Consider the following 19,120-nt stretch of genomic DNA (forward strand, 5'->3'; position numbering starts at 1 on the left):
ATATTGGATTGAATCGTTAGGCAGCTATATGCTTTTTTCATTGCCTGACCGGCTGCGCCCTCCGAGGTCCGAAGTGAAAACTGCTGTCGCCCCACTCGCCCATGAAGTTCCGCCCACTGTGCTGGACGATGTCGTCGCCGAGCTGAATGAGATCTACATCGAAAAAGGCACGCCGATGTTCATGCGCACCGTGCTGGCGCTGTTCTCTGGCGGCTTCGCGACGTTCGCCCTGCTGTATTGCGTGCAGCCGATGATGCCGTTGCTGTCCCACGAGTATTCGATCAATGCGGCGCAGAGCAGCCTGATTCTGTCAGTGGCTACGGGCATGCTCGCCATTGGCCTGCTGATTACCGGACCGATTTCCGACCGTGTCGGGCGCAAACCGGTGATGGTGACCGCGTTGTTCGCCGCGGCGTTGTGCACAATGGCCAGCGCGATGATGCCAAGCTGGGAAGGCGTGCTGATCATGCGTGCGCTGATCGGGTTGTCGTTGAGCGGCCTGGCGGCGGTGGCCATGACTTACCTGAGCGAAGAGATCCATCCGCAGCACATCGGCCTGGCCATGGGCTTGTACATCGGCGGCAACGCGATTGGCGGGATGAGTGGCCGCTTGATCACTGGCGTATTGATCGACTTTGTCAGCTGGCACACGGCGATGCTGGTGATTGGCGGCCTGGCGCTGATCGCGGCGACGGTGTTCTGGAAAATCCTCCCCGAATCGCGCAACTTTTGCGCTCGCTCAATGCACCCGCGCAGCTTGCTCGACGGCTTCACCATGCACTTTCGCGATGCCGGCCTGCCGTTACTGTTCCTCGAAGCCTTTGTGTTGATGGGCGCCTTCGTCACGCTGTTCAACTACATCGGCTATCGCCTGCTGGCGGCGCCCTACAACATGGACCAGGCCTTCGTCGGGCTGCTGTCGGTGGTGTATCTGTCGGGGATTTACAGCTCGGCGAAAATCGGTTCCCTGGCGGACAAACTGGGTCGCCGCAAAGTGTTGTGGGCAACGATCACCTTGATGCTCGCAGGCCTGGCGCTGACCATGTTTACACCGCTGCCGCTGGTGATCATCGGCATGCTGATCTTCACCTTCGGCTTCTTCGGCGCGCATTCGGTGGCGAGTAGCTGGATCGGACGGCGGGCGATCAAGGCCAAGGGGCAGGCGTCGTCGCTGTATCTGTTCAGCTATTACGCCGGGTCGAGCATTGCCGGCACGGCCGGTGGGGTGTTCTGGCACCTTGGCGGGTGGAACGGGATCGGGTTGTTTATAGGTGGGTTGCTGGTGATTGCGCTGTTGGTGGCGCTGAAACTGGCGAAGTTGCCGCCGTTGCCGGGCACCGCACAGGTTTAGCCACAACTGCGCCCTAGCGGTAATCGCGAGCCAAGGTACACTGACGGCATTCGTCAGTCTTGGTAAAGGGAAGCCAGAATGCGCCTGGACAGTCTCCACATTCAGAATTTTCGTTGCTACGAAGATGCCACTTTCGACTTTCAGCCGGGTTTCAATCTGGTGGTGGGGGTTAACGGGAGTGGGAAGACTTCGTTATTGCAGGCGGTGGCCTTATGCTTCAGAAATTTTGTCAACTCCTTGGGACATCCAGCTCCGCTGTTAGCAGATGAAGATGCACGATCTGTTATTCAAAAATTTGAAGATCGACTTCGATTTGAAAGGGCTTACCCACTAAAGGTAAATGCTGCTGGAGCTGCATTTGGCTTTAAGACTTGGAGCGTATCTAAAGAACGCAATGGTGTCTCAACTAGTTTTAACGTAGACATCAACATAGCTATATCAAAGCAACTTGAGCTTATAGATTCCGGAAGCACTCTTGACCTCCCGATGATCGCCGTGTACCAGGCAAATCGTAGATGGCTATCGAGCAAAACCTCAGCAGAATCTGCTGTTAAGCAACAGCCATCAAGATTTGATGCTTATTCTAAGTGGTTTGATGCGGCCGCCAACCTTCAAGAGTTCGAAAGCTGGGTTATCGGAAAAACTCTGGAGAGGCTTCAGAGAATGTCTCGCTCAGGTCCTCGAGAGCATTTTGATGACGAATTACAATGGGTAAATTCGACACTGAAAATTGCATTACCCGAGTCCCAAGGCATTGAGTACGACTTAGACCTGCGTAGTTTGATAGTAACCCTCGGAAGCAAATCAGTTCTCTTCAGCGATCTCAGTGATGGTCAACGGGGAATGATTGCTCTCGTAGCTGATATTGCACGGCGTATTTGTCTCCTGAATCCGCAAATGGGTAGCAAAGTACTGGCACTAACCACCGGCGTGATCATCATTGATGAGTTGGACATCCACCTTCATCCTGCATGGCAACGCAGAATAGTGTCGGTACTCAGGAATGCTTTTCCGAAAATCCAGTTCATCGCCGCCAGCCACTCTCCTCAAATCATCGGCAGCCTGAAACCCGAAGAAGTGATCGTTCTAAACAATGGCGACGCATCCCACCCACGGGTCACCTATGGCCTGGATTCCAGCAGCGTGCTGGAAGAAGTCATGGGTGTTACACAACGCGAGCCCGAAATTGAAAGACTGCTCACCGAGCTGTTCTCCACCCTGGAAGACAACGATCTCAAAAAAGCAAAAGTCCAGCTTGAGGCGCTGAAGAAAAAAGCCCCTGACCTCCCTGAGTTTGCAGGAGCCGAAGCGCTGATGAGGCGCAAGGAGATCCTCGGAAAATGAAGCGAGTGCTCAAAGGAACTGAACCTGCTTCATTTACAGAATGGAAAAACTCGGCAAATGATGAGTGGACTCCTACTTACCCAACGCTGCAAAACCCGCAAAAACGCGACCTTCACAACAGCTTGTTAACGGAACAAGGATTCTTCTGCTGCTACTGCGGTAGAGAAATAGAGGCGTCCAACAGCCATATCGAGCATTTCAAACCTCAAGAGCATTTCGAAGAACTGGCATTGGAGTATCGGAATCTCCATGCCTCTTGCCTGCGGGAGACAAAACCCGGCAACCCATTGCACTGCGGCCATCGCAAAAGCAATTGGTTTGACGAAGCGCTACATATCTCTCCAATGGATGAACGATGTGAACTGCGCTTCCGGTATCTGAGAACCGGTGAAATCCAACCAACAGACTCTGAAGACCTGCCTGCATCGAAGATGATCGAAGTGTTGGCGCTAGATATTGCCTACCTGAACAATCGTCGTCAGAACACCATCCGGCTGCTGTTCGATGAAGAATTCATCACGCAGGCCAGTGAAGAAGACCTCAATCGTCTCGTCACCGCGATTCGTTCAACTGACATCTCCGATCAAAAACCTTTCGACCACATCATCGCCCGCTACGCGGAACAGCTCCTCGGCCACTGAAAATCGACACAAACAAAAACGCCCGGCATAAGCCGGGCGTTTTCGTTATCGGGTAGTCATCACTCGTGATACTGCGCCGACAACTCATGCACCGCGCGCATGAACGCGCCCGCATGCTCCGGATCGACTTCCGGGGTAATGCCATGGCCGAGGTTGAACACGTGGCCACTGCCCTTGCCATAGCTGGCGAGGATGCGGCCGACTTCGGTGCGGATGGCTTCTGGCTTGGCGTAGAGCACGGTCGGGTCCATGTTGCCTTGCAGCGCAACTTTGTTGCCAACACGCTGACGGGCTTCGCCGATGTCGCAGGTCCAGTCCAGGCCCAAGGCGTCCGCGCCAGCGTCGGCGATGCTTTCCAGCCACAGCCCGCCGTTCTTGGTGAAGAGGATGACCGGTACTTTGCGGCCTTCGTGTTCGCGGATCAGGCCGCTGACGATTTTGCGCATGTAGGCCAGGGAGAATTCCTGGTACGCCGCCGCCGAGAGGTTGCCGCCCCAGGTGTCGAAGATCTGCACGGCTTGGGCGCCGGCCATGATCTGGCCGTTGAGGTAGCTGGTGACCGACTGCGCGAGTTTATCCAGCAGCAGGTGCATGGCTTGCGGGTTGTCGTAGAGCATGGCCTTGGTCTTGCGGAAGTCTTTCGACGAGCCGCCTTCGACCATGTAGGTGGCCAGGGTCCATGGGCTGCCGGAAAAGCCGATCAGCGGCACGCGGCCGTTCAGTTCGCGGCGGATGGTGCTGACCGCGTCCATGACGTAGCCGAGGTCTTTGTGCGGATCCGGGATCGGCAGGGCTTCGATGTCGGCCATCGTGCTGACGACTTTCTTGAAGCGCGGGCCTTCACCGGTTTCGAAGTACAGGCCTTGGCCCATGGCGTCGGGGATGGTGAGGATATCGGAGAAGAGGATCGCCGCGTCCAGTTGCGGATAGCGGTCGAGCGGTTGCATCGTGACTTCGCAAGCGAACTCCGGGTTCATGCACAGGCTCATGAAGTCACCGGCCTTGGCACGGCTGGCGCGGTATTCAGGCAGGTAGCGACCGGCCTGACGCATCATCCATACCGGCGTGACGTCTACAGGTTGCTTGAGCAGGGCGCGAAGGAAACGGTCGTTCTTCAGGGCAGTCATGTCGGCATCCGGAAAAAAAGTGCGGGCATTTTCTCAGAGCGCGACGCAAAAGGCACGGCAAGCGCCGCACCTTTTGTCTATCGGGTCAATTTGTCGCGGTTTTTCACTCGCCAGATCGTTCCCACGCTCTGCGTGGGAACGATCAGCGGAGGGTTTAGACGCCCAGGTAATCCAGGATCCCTTCGGCGGCATTGCGGCCTTCGAAGATCGCCGTCACCACCAGGTCAGAGCCGCGAACCATATCGCCACCGGCGAAGATTTTCGGGTTGCTGGTCTGGTGTTTGTATTGACCCTGCTCCGGGGCCACGACGCGGCCCTGGCTGTCGGTCTGGATCTCGAACTGCTCGAACCACGACGCCGGGCTAGGACGGAAACCGAACGCGATAACCACGGCATCCGCCGGGATGATCTCTTCGGAACCCGGGATCGGCTCGGGGCTGCGACGGCCACGGGCATCCGGTTCGCCGAGACGGGTCTCGACCACTTTCACGCCTTCGACGCGGTCTTCACCAACGATGGCGATCGGCTGGCGGTTGTAGAGGAATTTCACGCCTTCTTCCTTGGCGTTCTTCACCTCTTTGCGCGAGCCCGGCATGTTCGCTTCGTCGCGACGATAAGCGCAGGTCACCGACTTGGCGCCCTGGCGAATCGAGGTGCGGTTGCAGTCCATCGCCGTGTCGCCGCCGCCCAGGACCACAACCTTCTTGCCTTTCATGTCGACGAAATCTTCCGGCGACTTTTCAAAGCCCAGGTTGCGGTTGACGTTGGCGATCAGAAAATCGAGCGCATCGTGCACGCCCGGCAGGTCCTCACCGGCAAAGCCGCCCTTCATGTAGGTGTAGGTGCCCATGCCCATGAACACGGCATCGTATTCTTCGAGCAACTGCTCGATGGTCACGTCCTTGCCCACTTCGGTGTTCAGGCGGAACTCGATGCCCATGCCGGTGAAGACTTCGCGGCGATTGCTCAGCACGGTCTTTTCCAGCTTGAACTCGGGGATGCCGAAAGTCAGCAGACCACCGATTTCCGGGTTCTTGTCGAACACCACCGGGGTCACGCCGCCGCGTACCAAAACGTCGGCACAGCCCAGACCGGCCGGGCCTGCGCCGATGACCGCAACACGCTTGCCGGTCGGCTTGACCTTGGACATGTCCGGGCGCCAGCCCATGGCGAACGCGGTGTCGGTGATGTACTTCTCGACCGAGCCGATGGTCACCGCACCAAACCCGTCATTAAGGGTGCAGGCACCCTCGCACAGACGATCCTGCGGGCACACTCGGCCGCACACTTCCGGCAAGGTGTTGGTCTGGTGCGACAGCTCGGCGGCCTGAAGGATGTTGCCCTCGGCCACCAGTTTCAGCCAGTTCGGAATGAAGTTATGCACCGGGCACTTCCATTCGCAATACGGGTTACCGCAACCCAGGCAGCGGTGGGCCTGATCGGCCGAATGCTGGGGTTTGAACGGTTCGTAGATTTCCACGAACTCTTTCTTGCGTTGACGCAACAGTTTCTTCTTCGGATCTTTGCGCCCGACGTCGATGAACTGGAAGTCGTTATTCAGACGTTCAGCCATTGTTAAAACCTCATCAAACTCTTCAGGCGCATATCACTGCGGATTGGCACGGGTGCTGGAAAGCAACGATTTCAAATTGGCAGCCTTAGGCTTGACCAACCAGAAACGACGCAGATAGTCATCGAGGTTTTCAGCGAGGTTACGACCCCATTCGCTGTCGGTTTCCGCGACGTATTCGTCCAGCACGCGTTGCAGGTGGCTGCGATAGGCTTCCATCGCTTCGCCGCTGATCCGCTGGATCTCGACCAACTCATGGTTGACCTTGTCGACGAAGGTGTTGTCCTGGTCGAGCACGTAGGCGAAACCGCCGGTCATGCCTGAGCCGAAGTTGTAACCGGTCTTGCCCAGGACGCAGACGAAACCACCGGTCATGTACTCGCAGCAGTGATCGCCAGTGCCTTCCACCACGGTGTGAGCACCGGAGTTACGCACGGCGAAACGCTCGCCCGCGGTGCCAGCGGCGAACAGCTTGCCGCCGGTGGCGCCGTACAGGCAGGTGTTGCCGATAATGGCGCTGTCCTGGGTCTTGTAGACGCTACCCTTCGGCGGAACGATAACCAGCTTGCCGCCAGTCATGCCTTTGCCGACGTAGTCGTTGGCGTCGCCTTCCAGGTACATGTTCAAGCCGCCGGCGTTCCACACGCCGAAGCTCTGACCGGCCGTCCCTTTGAAGCGGAAGGTGATCGGCGCGTTCGCCATGCCTTGGTTGCCGTGCTTACGGGCGATTTCACCGGAGATCCGCGCGCCGATCGAACGGTCGCAGTTGCAGATATTCAGCTCGAAATCCGCGCCGCTCTTGTCGTTGATCGCGGAAGTGGCCATGTCGACCATTTTCTCGGCCAGCAGGCCCTTGTCGAACGGCGGGTTGCGATCCACCTGGCAGAACTGAGGCTTATCTACCGGAATGTGATCGCTGCCCAGCAACGGCGTCAGATCGAGGTGTTGCTGCTTGGCGGTCTGGCCTTCGAGGATTTCCAGCAGATCGGTACGACCGATCAGCTCTTCGAGGGAGCGCACGCCGAGCTTGGCCAGCCATTCACGGGTTTCTTCGGCGACGTAGGTGAAGAAATTCACCACCATGTCGACGGTGCCGATGTAGTGATCCTTGCGCAGCTTCTCGTTCTGCGTCGCCACGCCGGTGGCGCAGTTGTTCAGGTGGCAGATGCGCAGGTATTTGCAGCCTAGGGCGATCATGGGCGCGGTGCCGAAGCCGAAGCTTTCAGCGCCGAGGATCGCAGCCTTGATTACGTCGAGGCCGGTTTTCAGGCCGCCGTCGGTTTGTACCCGGACTTTGCCGCGCAAGTCGTTGCCACGCAGGGTCTGGTGGGTTTCGGCCAGGCCGAGTTCCCACGGTGCGCCCGCGTATTTGATCGAGGTCAGCGGCGATGCGCCCGTGCCGCCGTCGTAGCCGGAGATGGTGATCAAGTCCGCGTAGGCCTTGGCCACACCGGCAGCGATGGTGCCGACGCCCGCTTCTGCAACCAGCTTCACCGAGACCAAAGCCTTCGGGTTGACTTGTTTCAGGTCGAAAATCAGCTGCGACAAGTCTTCGATCGAATAGATGTCATGGTGCGGCGGCGGCGAAATCAGGGTCACGCCCGGTACTGCATAACGCAGCTTGGCGATCAGACCGTTGACCTTGCCCCCTGGCAGCTGACCACCTTCGCCGGGCTTGGCGCCCTGAGCGACCTTGATCTGCAGCACTTCAGCGTTGACCAGGTATTCCGGGGTTACACCGAAACGACCAGTGGCGACCTGCTTGATTTTCGAGCTCTTGATTGTGCCGTAGCGCGCCGGGTCTTCGCCGCCTTCGCCGGAGTTGGAACGCGCACCGAGGCGGTTCATCGCTTCGGCGAGGGCTTCGTGAGCTTCCGGCGACAAGGCGCCAAGGGAGATGCCCGCGGAGTCGAAGCGCTTGAGCACCGATTCCAGCGGTTCGATCTCGCTGATGTCCAGCGCCGTGTCCAGGGTCTTGACCTTGAACAGGTCGCGGATCATCGACACCGGACGGTTGTCCACCAGCGCCGTGTATTCCTTGAACTTGCTGTAGTCGCCCTGCTGCACAGCGGCTTGCAGGGTGCTGACCACATCAGGGTTGTAGGCGTGATATTCACCACCGTGGACGAACTTCAGCAGACCGCCCTGCTGGATCGGCTTGCGCGGGCTCCAGGCTTCGGCGGCCAAGGCTTTCTGCTCGGCTTCGATGTCGACGAAACGCGCGCCTTTGATACGGCTTGGCACGCCACGGAAACTCAATTCGCAGACTTCTTCGGACAGGCCGATGGCTTCGAACAACTGCGCACCGCGGTACGACGTAATGGTCGAGATGCCCATCTTCGACAGGATCTTCAGCAGACCTTTGGTGATGCCTTTGCGGTAGTTCTTGAACACCTCGTAGAGGTCGCCCAGTACTTCACCGGTACGGATCAGGTCGCCCAACACTTCGTAGGCCAGGAACGGATAAACCGCCGAGGCGCCAAAACCGATCAACACCGCGAAGTGATGCGGGTCGCGGGCGGTGGCGGTTTCCACGAGGATGTTGGAATCGCAACGCAGGCCTTTTTCGGTCAGGCGATGGTGCACCGCGCCGGTGGCGAGTGAAGCGTGGATCGGCAACTTGCCCGGGGCAATGTGCCGGTCACTCAACACAACCTGGGTACGACCGGAGCGCACAGCTTCTTCAGCCTGATCGGCAACGTTGCGGATCGCCGCTTCGAGGCCGACGCTTTCGTCGTAGTTCAGATCGATGATCGCGCGCTCGAAGCCCGGACGATCGAGGTTCATCAGCGAGCGCCACTTGGCCGGGGAAATGACCGGCGAACTGAGGATCACGCGCGAGGCGTGTTCCGGCGACTCCTGGAAGATGTTGCGCTCGGCACCGAGGCAGATCTCCAGCGACATGACGATAGCTTCACGCAGCGGATCGATCGGCGGGTTAGTAACCTGCGCAAACTGCTGGCGGAAATAGTCGTACGGCGTGCGCACGCGCTGGGACAGCACGGCCATCGGCGTATCGTCGCCCATCGAGCCAACGGCTTCGTAGCCTTGCTCGCCGAGCGGACGCAGCACCTGATCACGTTCTTCGAAAGTGACCTGGTACATCTTCATGTACTGCTTGAGCTGGTCGACGTCGTAGAAAGCCGAACCGTGGTCGTTGTCTTCCATGGTCGCCTGGATGCGCAGGGCATTCTTGCGCAGCCATTGCTTGTACGGATGACGGGACTTCAAGCGGTTGTCGATCGCATCGGTGTCGAGGATCTGACCGGTTTCGGTGTCCACGGCAAAGATCTGGCCCGGGCCCACGCGGCCCTTGGCGATCACGTCTTCAGGCTGGTAGTTCCAGACACCGATTTCCGAGGCCAGGGTGATGAAGCCGTTCTTGGTGGTGACCCAACGCGCCGGACGCAGACCGTTACGGTCGAGCAGGCACACCGCGTAACGACCGTCGGTCATTACTACGCCGGCCGGGCCGTCCCACGGTTCCATGTGCATCGAGTTGTATTCGTAGAATGCACGCAGGTCCGGGTCCATGGTTTCGACGTTCTGCCACGCTGGCGGAATGATCATCCGCACGCCACGGAACAGGTCGATGCCACCGGTGACCATCAGCTCCAGCATGTTGTCCATGCTCGAGGAGTCGGAACCGACACGGTTGACCAGCGGGCCGAGTTCTTCCAGGTCCATCAAATCGTTGGTGAACTTGGTGCGACGGGCCACGGCCCAGTTGCGGTTACCGGTGATGGTGTTGATCTCGCCGTTGTGGGCGAGGAAACGGAACGGCTGCGCCAACGGCCATTTCGGCAGGGTGTTGGTCGAGAAGCGCTGGTGGAACACGCAAATCGAGGTTTGCAGGCGCTGGTCGCTGAGGTCTGGATAGAAGGCGGTCAAATCCGCCGGCATCATCAGGCCTTTATAAATGATGGTCTTGTGCGAAAAGCTGCAGATGTAGTGATCAGCGTCACCGGCGTTAGCCACGGACGAGCGACGACGGGAGGTGAACAGCTTGATCGCCATGTCCTGATCGCTCAGGCCTTCACCGCCGATGTACACCTGCTCGATCTGCGGCAGGCGCTCAAGGGCTAGACGGCCGAGGACGCTGGTGTCGATCGGCACTTTGCGCCAGCCGACGAGAGTCAGGCCGGCCGCGAGGATCTCGCGGTTCATGTTCTCGCGAGCGGCTTCGGCTTTGACCGGGTCCTGGTTGAAGAAGACCATGCCCACGGCATATTGCTTGGGCAATTCGACGCCGAAGGTTTCCTGGGCAATGGCTCGCAGGAACACATCCGGCTTTTGAATCAGCAAGCCGCAACCGTCACCGGTCTTGCCGTCGGCGTTGATCCCACCGCGGTGGGTCATGCAGGTCAGGGCCTCAATGGCCGTTTGCAAAAGGGTATGACTGGGCTCGCCCTGCATATGGGCTATCAGGCCGAAACCGCAGTTATCCTTGAATTCATCTGGTTGGTACAGACCTGCTTTCATAGACACTTTCTCACCAGGCTGCCTCTTTTCGAAGCAAATTTCTTTTCAATTCAACCACTTGCCATCCACGCCGAACGTACGTCAGCTTTGCGGGGGCAAAAGGGAGGTCATTGTACACACCGACACTTAGGCTCACAAATTTGACGACGAAATGTCGCAAATCTATGTCGCATTTGTGAAAGGTTTAAAGCGATATGCTGTGCTAGTCAAAACTTTTTTAATTTTGACCGCAACGACTCAAAGACCACTATGACGCAGACACCACAACGCACGCGGCCTCTAGGGCGGCATGCGCATGTGGAAAATTTTGAGGTGCCGGGAGAGGCGGCCTGGGTAAGGCCGCCGAATCATCAGCGAGCTGTAGCCAGTTCCTGTTGGACACTGGCGACGGTGCGAGGCCAAGGTTTACCAGCCTGAACCTTCGCTGGCAAGGCCTTGATAGCGGAAACGGCTGCATCGCGGTTGGCGAAGCTGCCGTAGGTGATGACGAAAAGCGGTTTGCCGTTCAGCACTTTCTTGAAGTAACGGTACTCGCCGCCCTGCTCCTTGACGAAGGTTTGCGCAGCGGCCTCGGAGCTGGTGCCGAGGATCTGCACCACGTAGTTGCTCGTCGGCTGCCCGGCATACCAGGCGCCACCGGCGGCCTTGGCCACGGTAACCGGCTTCTCGGCCGGTTTGGCGGCGACGACTGGCTTGGCTGGCGCTGGAGCCGGTTTGGCCACTGGCGCAGGCGCTGGCTTGGCGGTAGCGACCTGAGTCGGTGCCGGCGCCGGTTTAGCGGTAGGCGTTGGCGCAGGGCCAGGCTGGATGCCGGTCGGCGGTGCGATGGTGGTCACGGTCGGCGGTGTAGCGCTGGAGCCTTCGACCGGCACGCCGTCGTCGCCTTCAGTGATACCACCGGCCGCTTCGGCCAGCGGGCTGCGCATGACCGGTTGCTGCTGGCCGACCAGCGGCAACGGCATCGGTTGCGTATTACCGGCGAACTCCACGGACGGAGCCCCGCCAGCAGCATTCGGTTGCGGCGTGCCCAACGGCAGTTGCGCCTGTTCGTTGGCCGGTGCGCCGGTGGTCGGTGTCTTGCTGCGGCCCGGCATCAACCAGGCGGCGGCTACCGCGACCACGACTACGGCGGAAATCGCCAATACGTGTTTCTTCGGCATGTTGAACCCCATACTTGGACGCTTAACCGCTGTGCGGCTGGCAATCATGGCTTCGATCATCGCATCGCGGGCGACCTGGTTGATGTTGCCAGGCCAACCGTCGGAGCTTTCGTGAATATCAGAGATCTGATCCGCGGTGAAAAGTTCGATACCCCGACCGGCGCCTTCGAGACGCTGATCCAGGTATTCGCGGGTTTCTTCTTCGGTGTAAGGCTGCAATTCAATGACGTGGAAGCGCTCTTCCTCGAGGCTCAAGGCCTCCAGTTGCGCAATCAGCGACGATTCGCCGAACAGGAACACGTGCGGGCGCCCTTCCGGTGCGCCGGCCGCCAGCGCCATCAAGGCTTCCAGCGCGGATTCGTCGAGCTGCTCGGCATCATCCACCAGCAAGTAGACTTCCTGCCCGGTGAGGGCCAGTTGCACCACCTGGGCCAGGATCGCGTTGATCTCGGCCTGGGCCACGTTCAGTGCCTGGGTGACCTGACGCAGCACACCCGCGGCATCGCCGGCACCACGGGCGGAAACCACCACGCTTTGCACGGACTGCTTGTTGGTGCTGGCCACCAGGGCCTGGCGCAACAGGGTTTTGCCGCTGCCTTGCGGGCCGGTGACCACCAGCAGCAACTGGCTGTAGCGCGCCAGGTGATGCAGTTGCCCCAGCACCGGTTTGCGCTGGGCCGGGAAAAATTTGAAGCCAGGCACCCGTGGAGCAAAAGGGTCATGACTTAACTGGAAATGGCCGAGGAAAGCCTCGTCGGCATGCAAACTAGTCATCGGGATCTTATTAACCTTTAAGCTGAGCCAGGGCGCGGTAATCCGCTCCCAGCGTGGCCTGTAGAACCTCTTTCGGATAATCGTCGGTCACCACCGCTTCGCCCATGTGGCGCAGCAGCACCAGGCGCAAACGACCGTCGATCACTTTCTTGTCAATTGCCATGTGTTCGAGAAAATCGGCTTCGGTCATCTCTTCCGGCGGGATGACCGGCAGGCCGGCACGCTGGAACAGACGAATACCGCGATCTCGCTCTTGTTCGCTGATCCAGCCCAGGCGCGCGGACATTTCCAGCGCCATTACGGTGCCAGCAGCGACCGCCTCACCATGTAGCCACACACCATAGCCCATGTGGGTTTCGATGGCGTGGCCGAAGGTGTGGCCCAGGTTCAACGTGGCGCGCACGCCGGTTTCTTTTTCGTCGGCACCCACCACTTCAGCCTTGGCCTCGCAGGAGCGCTTGATAGCGTACGTCAGGGCGACCTGATCCAGGGCGCGCAGGCGATCGACGTTTTCTTCGAGCCAGGTGAGGAACGGCTCGTCGCAGATCAGCCCGTACTTGATGACTTCGGCCAGGCCAGCAGACAGTTCGCGAGCTGGCAAAGTATTGAGCGTCGCAGTGTCGATCAGCACCACATTGGGCTGATAGAAGGCGCCGACCATGTTCTTGCCCAGCGGATGGTTGATCCCGGTCTTGCCACCCACCGACGAGTCGACTTGCGACAGCAGCGTGGTCGGCACCTGGATGAAGTCCACGCCACGCTGGTAGCAGGCGGCGGCAAAACCGGCCATGTCACCGATCACGCCGCCACCGAGGGCGATCACCGTGGTGCGGCGGTCGTGCCGGGCGGTCAGTAGACCGTCGAAAATCAGTTGCAGGGTTTCCCAGGTCTTGAAGGCTTCGCCGTCGGGCAACACCACCGAGACCACTGAAAACTGGGCGAGGCTTTTGGTCAGACGTTCGAGATAGAGCGGCGCTACGGTCTCGTTGGAGATGATTGCCACTTGCCGTCCGCGAACGTGCGGGGCCAGCAATTCGGGCTGATCCAACAAACCTTCGCCAATATGAATCGGGTAGCTGCGCTCGCCTAGATCGACCTTGAGTGTCTGCATGTGTCCCCACAGTGAAGATGGAATCAGGCGTCCTGCCTTGAGTTAACGAATGTGCGCGGTGTCTGCTGGTGTGACGCCGTTTGATAGCCATCCGCCACAACCTTGAGCGGCCATGACAGGACGCCGAGGATAGCGCATTTCGCGCCGCGCTTTAACGGGGAGGAAGCTGCTGCAAGCGTTCAAGGATGTCGAGCACGACCATTCGCGGCGGCCGCTCATCGGTTTCCACCACCAGATCGGCGATTTCCCGATAAAGCGGATCGCGGATCGCCAACAGATCGCGCAGGGTCTTGGCCGGATCGGCGGTGCGCAACAGCGGACGATTGCGATCGCGGGAGGTGCGGCCAACTTGCTGCTCGACCGATGCGTGCAGATAGACCACGCGCCCCCCGGCATACAAGGCCCGACGATTGGCTTCGCGCATCACGGCACCGCCGCCGGTCGCCAGTACGACGCCGTCGCAAGCGCACAGCTCTTCGATCATCGCTTGCTCGCGATCACGAAAGCCGGGCTCGCCTTCCTTATCGAAGATCCACGGGATATTGGCGCCCGTGCGCAATTCAATTTCCTTGTCGGAATCTTTGAATGGCAGGCGCAGCTCTTTGGCCAGCAAACGGCCGATGGTGCTTTTGCCAGCACCCATCGGTCCAACAAGAATCAAATTTCGCACAGAATCAACGACTCACAGCAATCGCCTGGTTATTCATGATACGCGGAGTGAGAAACACCAGCAGCTCGGATTTTTTCTCCGAAACCACGTCACGCCGGAAAAGGCGGCCAAGATACGGCACATCGCCGAGAAATGGCACCTTATCTACAACCTTGCTCTGAGTATTTGAGAAAACCCCGCCGATGACGATGGTCTCGCCGTCGTTGACCAGCACCTTGGCGTTGACTTCGTTTTTCTTGATCGGCGGGACATCGTTGAGCTTGTTCAGATAGTCCGGCTCATCCTTGGTGACCTTGACCTCCATGATGATTCGGTTGTCCGGGGTTATCTGCGGTGTCACTTCGAGGGACAGCGAGGCCTCCTTGAATTCGACTGATGTCGCACCGCTAGAGCTGGCCATCTGATAGGGAATTTCCGTGCCCTTGAGGATTTTCGCGGTTTCCTTGTCGGACGTGACCACCTTGGGCTGCGAGACGATTTCGCCGTTACCGGTCTTCTCCATGGCCGTCAGCTCGAGGTCGAGCAGTACGTTGTCGGTGATGAAAGCGATACCGAGCCCCGAGGTATTGGCCGCAGTACCCAAGTCGACGAACGGTGAGTTGGTGCTGGTGCTGCCAGGCGTACCGATGGTCGATGAAGCATTAGCCCCATTATTGCTGACGCCCGACGTGTTCCAGTTGCCCTTGTTCTGGATCGACCCACCCCAGCGCACGCCGAGACTTTTGTCATAATCGACATTGGCTTCGACGATCCGCGCTTCGATCATTACCTGGCGCACCGGGATATCCAGCTGCGCGACGATGCGCCGAAGCTCGTCGAGGCGATCCTGGGTCTGGTACGCAATGATGTTATTGGTCCGTTCATCGACGGTGATCGAACCGCGCTCATCGATTTTCGCCTCGGCGCTGGTCACCGAGGTAAACAGCTTGGCGATATCCGCAGCCTTGGCGTAGTTGACCTGCAACAGCTCCCGACGCAGCGGCGCCAGCTCGGCGATCTGCTTCTGCGACTCCAGTTCCTGACGCTCCCGCGCGGCAATTTCATCGGCCGGCGCGACCAGCAACACGTTGCCGATCTTGCGTTTGTCCAGGCCTTTGGTTTTCAGCACCAGGTCCAGCGCCTGATCCCACGGCACGTTCTGCAGGCGCAAGGTAATGCCGCCCTGCACCGTATCGCTGGCCACCAGATTGAGGTTGGTGAAGTCGGCGATCAGTTGCAGCACCGAGCGCACATCGATGTCCTGGAAATTCAGCGAGAGTTTTTCACCGGTGTAGGCAAAGCGTTCGGCGTTGCGCTTCTGCAAGTCGTCGGCGGTGACCGCACGGATGCTAACGGTCAGCTTGTTGTCGGTCTGGTAGGTCGAATATTCGAAGGCACCGCTGGGTTCAACACTGATCACGGCACGGTCGCCGGTGGCACTGGCGTTGACGAATTGCACCGGGGTAGCGAAATCCTTGACGTCGAGACGCACGCGCAACGGCTCGGGCAATTGGGTCCTGGCGAAACCGAGGATGATCTTGCCGTCCCGTTCCTGAATGTCCGGCGCGATGGACGGATCCGACAAGTCGATCACCACATTGCCTTCACCCTGGGTGCCGCGCTGAAAGTCCACGCCCCGGATGGCCTTGCCCGCCGGCGCGTAGGCTTTCGCCGGGGCTGGCGTGGCCGTGGCGGTGCGCGGAGCACTGGCGACGGGTTTGGGCGCCGTGCCTTTAGCGCCCTGCCCAACGACTACGAACAGATTGTTGCCTTCAACCCTGGAGCTGTAGGGCGCCAGCTGGGTCAGGTTGATGATCAGTCGCGTCCGGTCCTTGGCCTCCACCACCGTGGCACTGCGGGCGTTGCCGCCACCCAGGTCACGATTCCTGTTGGCCAGTTTGCTGACCACACCCGGCAGATCCAGCGCAATGCGCGCCGGTTGCTCCGTGGTGTAGCCGTGGGGCGGCGGTGGCGGCCCGTCGAAGGTCAACTTCAACTCGACGCGGTCACCCGGCAGCGCTGCGACATCCAGCGCATTGAGGTTGGCCGCTAGTACCATCGGCGACAGCAGCGCTATCCATAGCGAAATACCGAAGGTTGAGAAAATCCTGTTCATTGTTCGAGTTCCACTATGAGTGCTCTTTCAAAGGGATGGTCCGTGGTCGTTCCAGCCAGGCACCTTCGCCGTCGGGAACGATTTCGACCACATCGACTTGCGAGCCGCTGATGGCGACGATCCGCCCATCGTTACGCCCCAGGTAATCGCCGACTTTCAACCGGTGCACACCGCCCGCCCCGCGCAGCAGCGCAAAGGAGCCGGAGGCATTGGAGATCGTGCCGACCATTTCAAACTGCTCGATGTTGAAACCTTCGAGGTATTGCTTGACCCGACTGGGGTCGGGCTTGACGTTGCGTGAACCGTGCTTCTGAGCCGTCAGGTCAACCCTGACCTGTCGGGAAAACGGGCTGCGCAGGTTCGCCGCGCTGTAAGTGAATGTGGGGTAAGACCGGAATGTCGGCGTTGGTTCAATCTTGCCCGGCGGACGCAGGCGCACTTCGTTCAGGTAAGCGTCCAGGTCGCCGAAGCCATTGTCGCCGCCGCAACCGGCCAGGCCTGCCAGCAACAGCCCCATCGATAGACAACGAAACGGGGTCATTTTTGCAGCCCCTTGTCGTTGTAGCGGTAGGTCTTGGCGAGGATGCTCATGCGCAGCTTCGTCCCGCCGTCAGGGTTGGCCGGCGCCAGGTCAAAGTCATGCAGGGTGACGATACGCGGCAGGCCGGCCACGCCACTGACAAACGTCGCCAGGTCGTGATAGGCGCCGGTGACGGTGATCTGGATCGGCAATTCGATGTAGAACTGCTGGGTGACTTCCGGCAGCAACTTGATCTCTTCGAACTCCAGGCCGCTACCCAGGCCGGTGCGGGTGATGTCCTCCAGCAGGCCGGGGACTTCGGTATCGCTGGGCAGTTGGCGCAACAGCACGCCAAAGGAATTCTCCATCTCCTTCATCTGCTGGGTGTAGAGCTCCAGGTTGGCCGCCAGGCGGGCCTTGCTGGCGAATTGTTCCTTGAGCGTCAACTCTTCCGTGCGCTTGAGATTGAGCTCGTTTTGCTGGTCGCTGATGAAAAAGTTGTAGCCCAGCGCCAACACCAGGACCATTAGCAGTATGCCCGCCGCCGCCTTGATTGCCGGCGGCCAGGAGCCGATGTTGTTGGTGTCCAGATCGTTGATGTCGATCTTGCGCAGCCCTTCGAACCATTCGGATGGCGTCATTTGGCACCCTCCACGACAACTGGCCGGGTCTGACGCACGGTCAACTGAAAGACGTTGGCCTGATCCAACTGACCGGCGGTCGTCGCCTTGACCTCGGTCAGGCTTGGCGCGTCGAACCAGTCCGAGGCATCCAGATTGCGCATCAGCTCCGAGACCTTGTTGTTCGACTCTGCCGCGCCGGTGATGGCCAGGCTCTTGCCCGCCATTTTCACTTCAGTGAAATACACGCCGTCCGGCAGGGTGCGCGCCAACTGCTCGAAGATTCGCCCGCTGATCTGCCGGTTGCCTTGCAGATCCTGGATGATGCGCATGCGCTCCACCAGTTGCTGGCGACGGGCCTTGAGGTCACTGATTTGCTTGATCCGTTCATCGACGATGGCAATCTGTTTGCCGAGGTAGTCGTTGCGCGCCACCTGCTGGCTGATGGCGCTGCTGAAGACCTGGTCGGCAATCACCACCAGGCCCACCGAAACGACCAGCACGCCCACTAACGTCAGCAGAAAGCGCTTTCGGCGTTCTTCGCGCAGTTCTTCACGCCAGGGTAAAAGGTTGATCCGCGCCATCAGTCGAAACTCCTGAGCGCCAGACCACAGGCAATCATCAAGGCCGGTGCATCGCTGGCCAGGGCGCCGGCATTGACCTTGCTGCTCAGCGACATGTCGGCGAACGGGTTGGCGACCTGCGTCGGAGTGCCCAGCCGCTGCTCGATCAGCCGATCGAGCCCGGGCACCGAGGCGGTGCCGCCGGCCAGCAGAATATGGTCGACCGCATTGTACTGGCCGGACGCAAAGAAAAACTGCAATGAACGAGAGACCTGTTGCACCAGGGCCTCGCGGAACGGTTGCAGCACCTCGCTGACGTAATCGTCCGGCAAGCCGCCCTGCTTCTTGGCGAGCCCGGCCTGTTCAATGGTCAGCCCGTAGCGGCGCTGAATCTCTTCGGTGAGCTGGCGACCACCAAACAATTGTTCGCGGGTGTAGATGATCCGGCCGTTGTGCAGCACGCTCAGGGTGGTCATGGTCGCGCCGATGTCCACCACCGCGACGGTCGGGCGCTCTTGGTTGGAGGCGAGCTGGGTCGCCAGCAGACCAAAGGAACGTTCAAGGGCGTAGGCCTCGACGTCCACCACCTTGGCGGTCAACCCGGCCAGAGCCAGGGCAGCCTCGCGAACCTCGACGTTTTCTTTTCGACAGGCGGCAAGCAAAACATTGACCCGTTCGGGGTTGCGCGCCGATACGTTCTGGACTTCGAAGTCGATGGCGACTTCGTCCAACGGGTAGGGAATGTACTGATCGGCCTCGATCTTGAGCTGGTTCTCCATCTCGTCGTCGGACAGCCCGGCGTCCATCTCGATGGTCTTGGTGATCACCGCCGAACCGGCCACGGCCACGGCGACATTGCGGATCCCGGTCCGGGCCTTGAGCAGCACGCGAGACAGGGCCTGGCCCACGCCTTCGAGCTCGGCGATGTTTTTTTCGATGACGGCACTGGCTGGCAGCGGTTCGACCGCATAGGCCTCGACCCGATAGCGGTCGCCCTGGCGGCTCAGTTCCAGAAGCTTCACCGACGTGGAGCTGATGTCGATCCCCAGAAGCGTTCTGGTCTTTTTATTGAAGAGTCCTAGCACTACCAAT

General features: G+C 59.5%; 14 protein-coding genes. 3 read left to right on the forward strand and 11 right to left on the reverse strand.

Features of this window, described 5'->3' with window-relative positions:
* Positions 1-73 precede the first annotated feature (73 nt).
* The 3 genes from HKK53_RS18235 (at position 74) to HKK53_RS18245 (ending at position 3,336) form a co-directional block, all read left to right on the forward strand.
* Entirely contained in the window at positions 74-1,351 is a 1,278-nt protein-coding gene (locus tag HKK53_RS18235; RefSeq protein ID WP_169371981.1) for an MFS transporter, read from the forward strand.
* Positions 1,352-1,429: 78 nt separating this feature from the next.
* Complete coding sequence (locus HKK53_RS18240) at positions 1,430-2,695, forward strand: AAA family ATPase (protein ID WP_169371982.1); 1,266 nt, start codon at positions 1,430-1,432, stop codon at positions 2,693-2,695.
* Positions 2,692-3,336 (forward strand): retron system putative HNH endonuclease, encoded by a 645-nt coding sequence (locus tag HKK53_RS18245; protein WP_169371983.1) that lies wholly within the window; start codon positions 2,692-2,694, stop codon positions 3,334-3,336. The genes HKK53_RS18240 and HKK53_RS18245 overlap by 4 nt, the downstream gene beginning before the upstream one ends.
* Before the next feature lie 59 nt (positions 3,337-3,395).
* Here the strand turns inward: HKK53_RS18245 and hemE are convergent, their stop codons facing one another.
* The 11 genes from hemE to HKK53_RS18300 all read right to left on the reverse strand — a co-directional run bounded on the left by hemE (position 3,396) and on the right by HKK53_RS18300 (position 19,113).
* A complete protein-coding gene (gene hemE / locus HKK53_RS18250; protein ID WP_169371984.1) occupies positions 3,396-4,463 on the reverse strand; it encodes a uroporphyrinogen decarboxylase in 1,068 nt (355 codons plus the stop codon).
* A gap of 154 nt (positions 4,464-4,617) precedes the next feature.
* Positions 4,618-6,036, reverse strand: coding sequence for an FAD-dependent oxidoreductase (locus tag HKK53_RS18255; protein WP_157711003.1), 1,419 nt, complete (start codon positions 6,034-6,036; stop codon positions 4,618-4,620).
* 33 nt (positions 6,037-6,069) lie between these two features.
* Positions 6,070-10,515 (reverse strand): glutamate synthase large subunit, encoded by a 4,446-nt coding sequence (gene gltB / locus HKK53_RS18260; protein WP_169371985.1) that lies wholly within the window; start codon positions 10,513-10,515, stop codon positions 6,070-6,072.
* 350 nt (positions 10,516-10,865) lie between these two features.
* Complete coding sequence (locus HKK53_RS18265; RefSeq protein WP_169371986.1) at positions 10,866-12,449, reverse strand: SPOR domain-containing protein; 1,584 nt, start codon at positions 12,447-12,449, stop codon at positions 10,866-10,868.
* A 10-nt stretch (positions 12,450-12,459) separates the two neighbouring features.
* The gene (aroB, locus tag HKK53_RS18270) at positions 12,460-13,560 is read right to left on the reverse strand and encodes a 3-dehydroquinate synthase (protein ID WP_169371987.1); all 1,101 of its coding nucleotides are present in this window, start codon (positions 13,558-13,560) and stop codon (positions 12,460-12,462) included.
* A gap of 151 nt (positions 13,561-13,711) precedes the next feature.
* Positions 13,712-14,230 (reverse strand): shikimate kinase AroK, encoded by a 519-nt coding sequence (gene aroK, locus HKK53_RS18275; protein ID WP_169371988.1) that lies wholly within the window; start codon positions 14,228-14,230, stop codon positions 13,712-13,714.
* 4 nt (positions 14,231-14,234) lie between these two features.
* Positions 14,235-16,325: a type IV pilus secretin PilQ gene (pilQ, locus tag HKK53_RS18280; protein WP_169371989.1), complete on the reverse strand. Its 2,091-nt coding sequence runs from the start codon at positions 16,323-16,325 to the stop codon at positions 14,235-14,237.
* A 13-nt stretch (positions 16,326-16,338) separates the two neighbouring features.
* A complete protein-coding gene (locus tag HKK53_RS18285) occupies positions 16,339-16,866 on the reverse strand; it encodes a pilus assembly protein PilP (RefSeq protein WP_169371990.1) in 528 nt (175 codons plus the stop codon).
* Positions 16,863-17,486: a type 4a pilus biogenesis protein PilO gene (pilO, locus tag HKK53_RS18290; protein WP_169371991.1), complete on the reverse strand. Its 624-nt coding sequence runs from the start codon at positions 17,484-17,486 to the stop codon at positions 16,863-16,865. Before pilO ends, HKK53_RS18285 begins: the two co-directional genes overlap by 4 nt.
* Positions 17,483-18,049: a PilN domain-containing protein gene (locus HKK53_RS18295; protein WP_169371992.1), complete on the reverse strand. Its 567-nt coding sequence runs from the start codon at positions 18,047-18,049 to the stop codon at positions 17,483-17,485. The genes pilO and HKK53_RS18295 overlap by 4 nt, the downstream gene beginning before the upstream one ends.
* On the reverse strand, positions 18,049-19,113 hold the full coding sequence (locus HKK53_RS18300) for a pilus assembly protein PilM (protein WP_169371993.1): 1,065 nt from the start codon (positions 19,111-19,113) through the stop codon (positions 18,049-18,051). The genes HKK53_RS18295 and HKK53_RS18300 overlap by 1 nt, the downstream gene beginning before the upstream one ends.
* Positions 19,114-19,120: the final 7 nt, after the last annotated feature.

The organism is Pseudomonas sp. ADAK7 (genome assembly GCF_012935675.1).
Taxonomy (GTDB): domain Bacteria; phylum Pseudomonadota; class Gammaproteobacteria; order Pseudomonadales; family Pseudomonadaceae; genus Aquipseudomonas.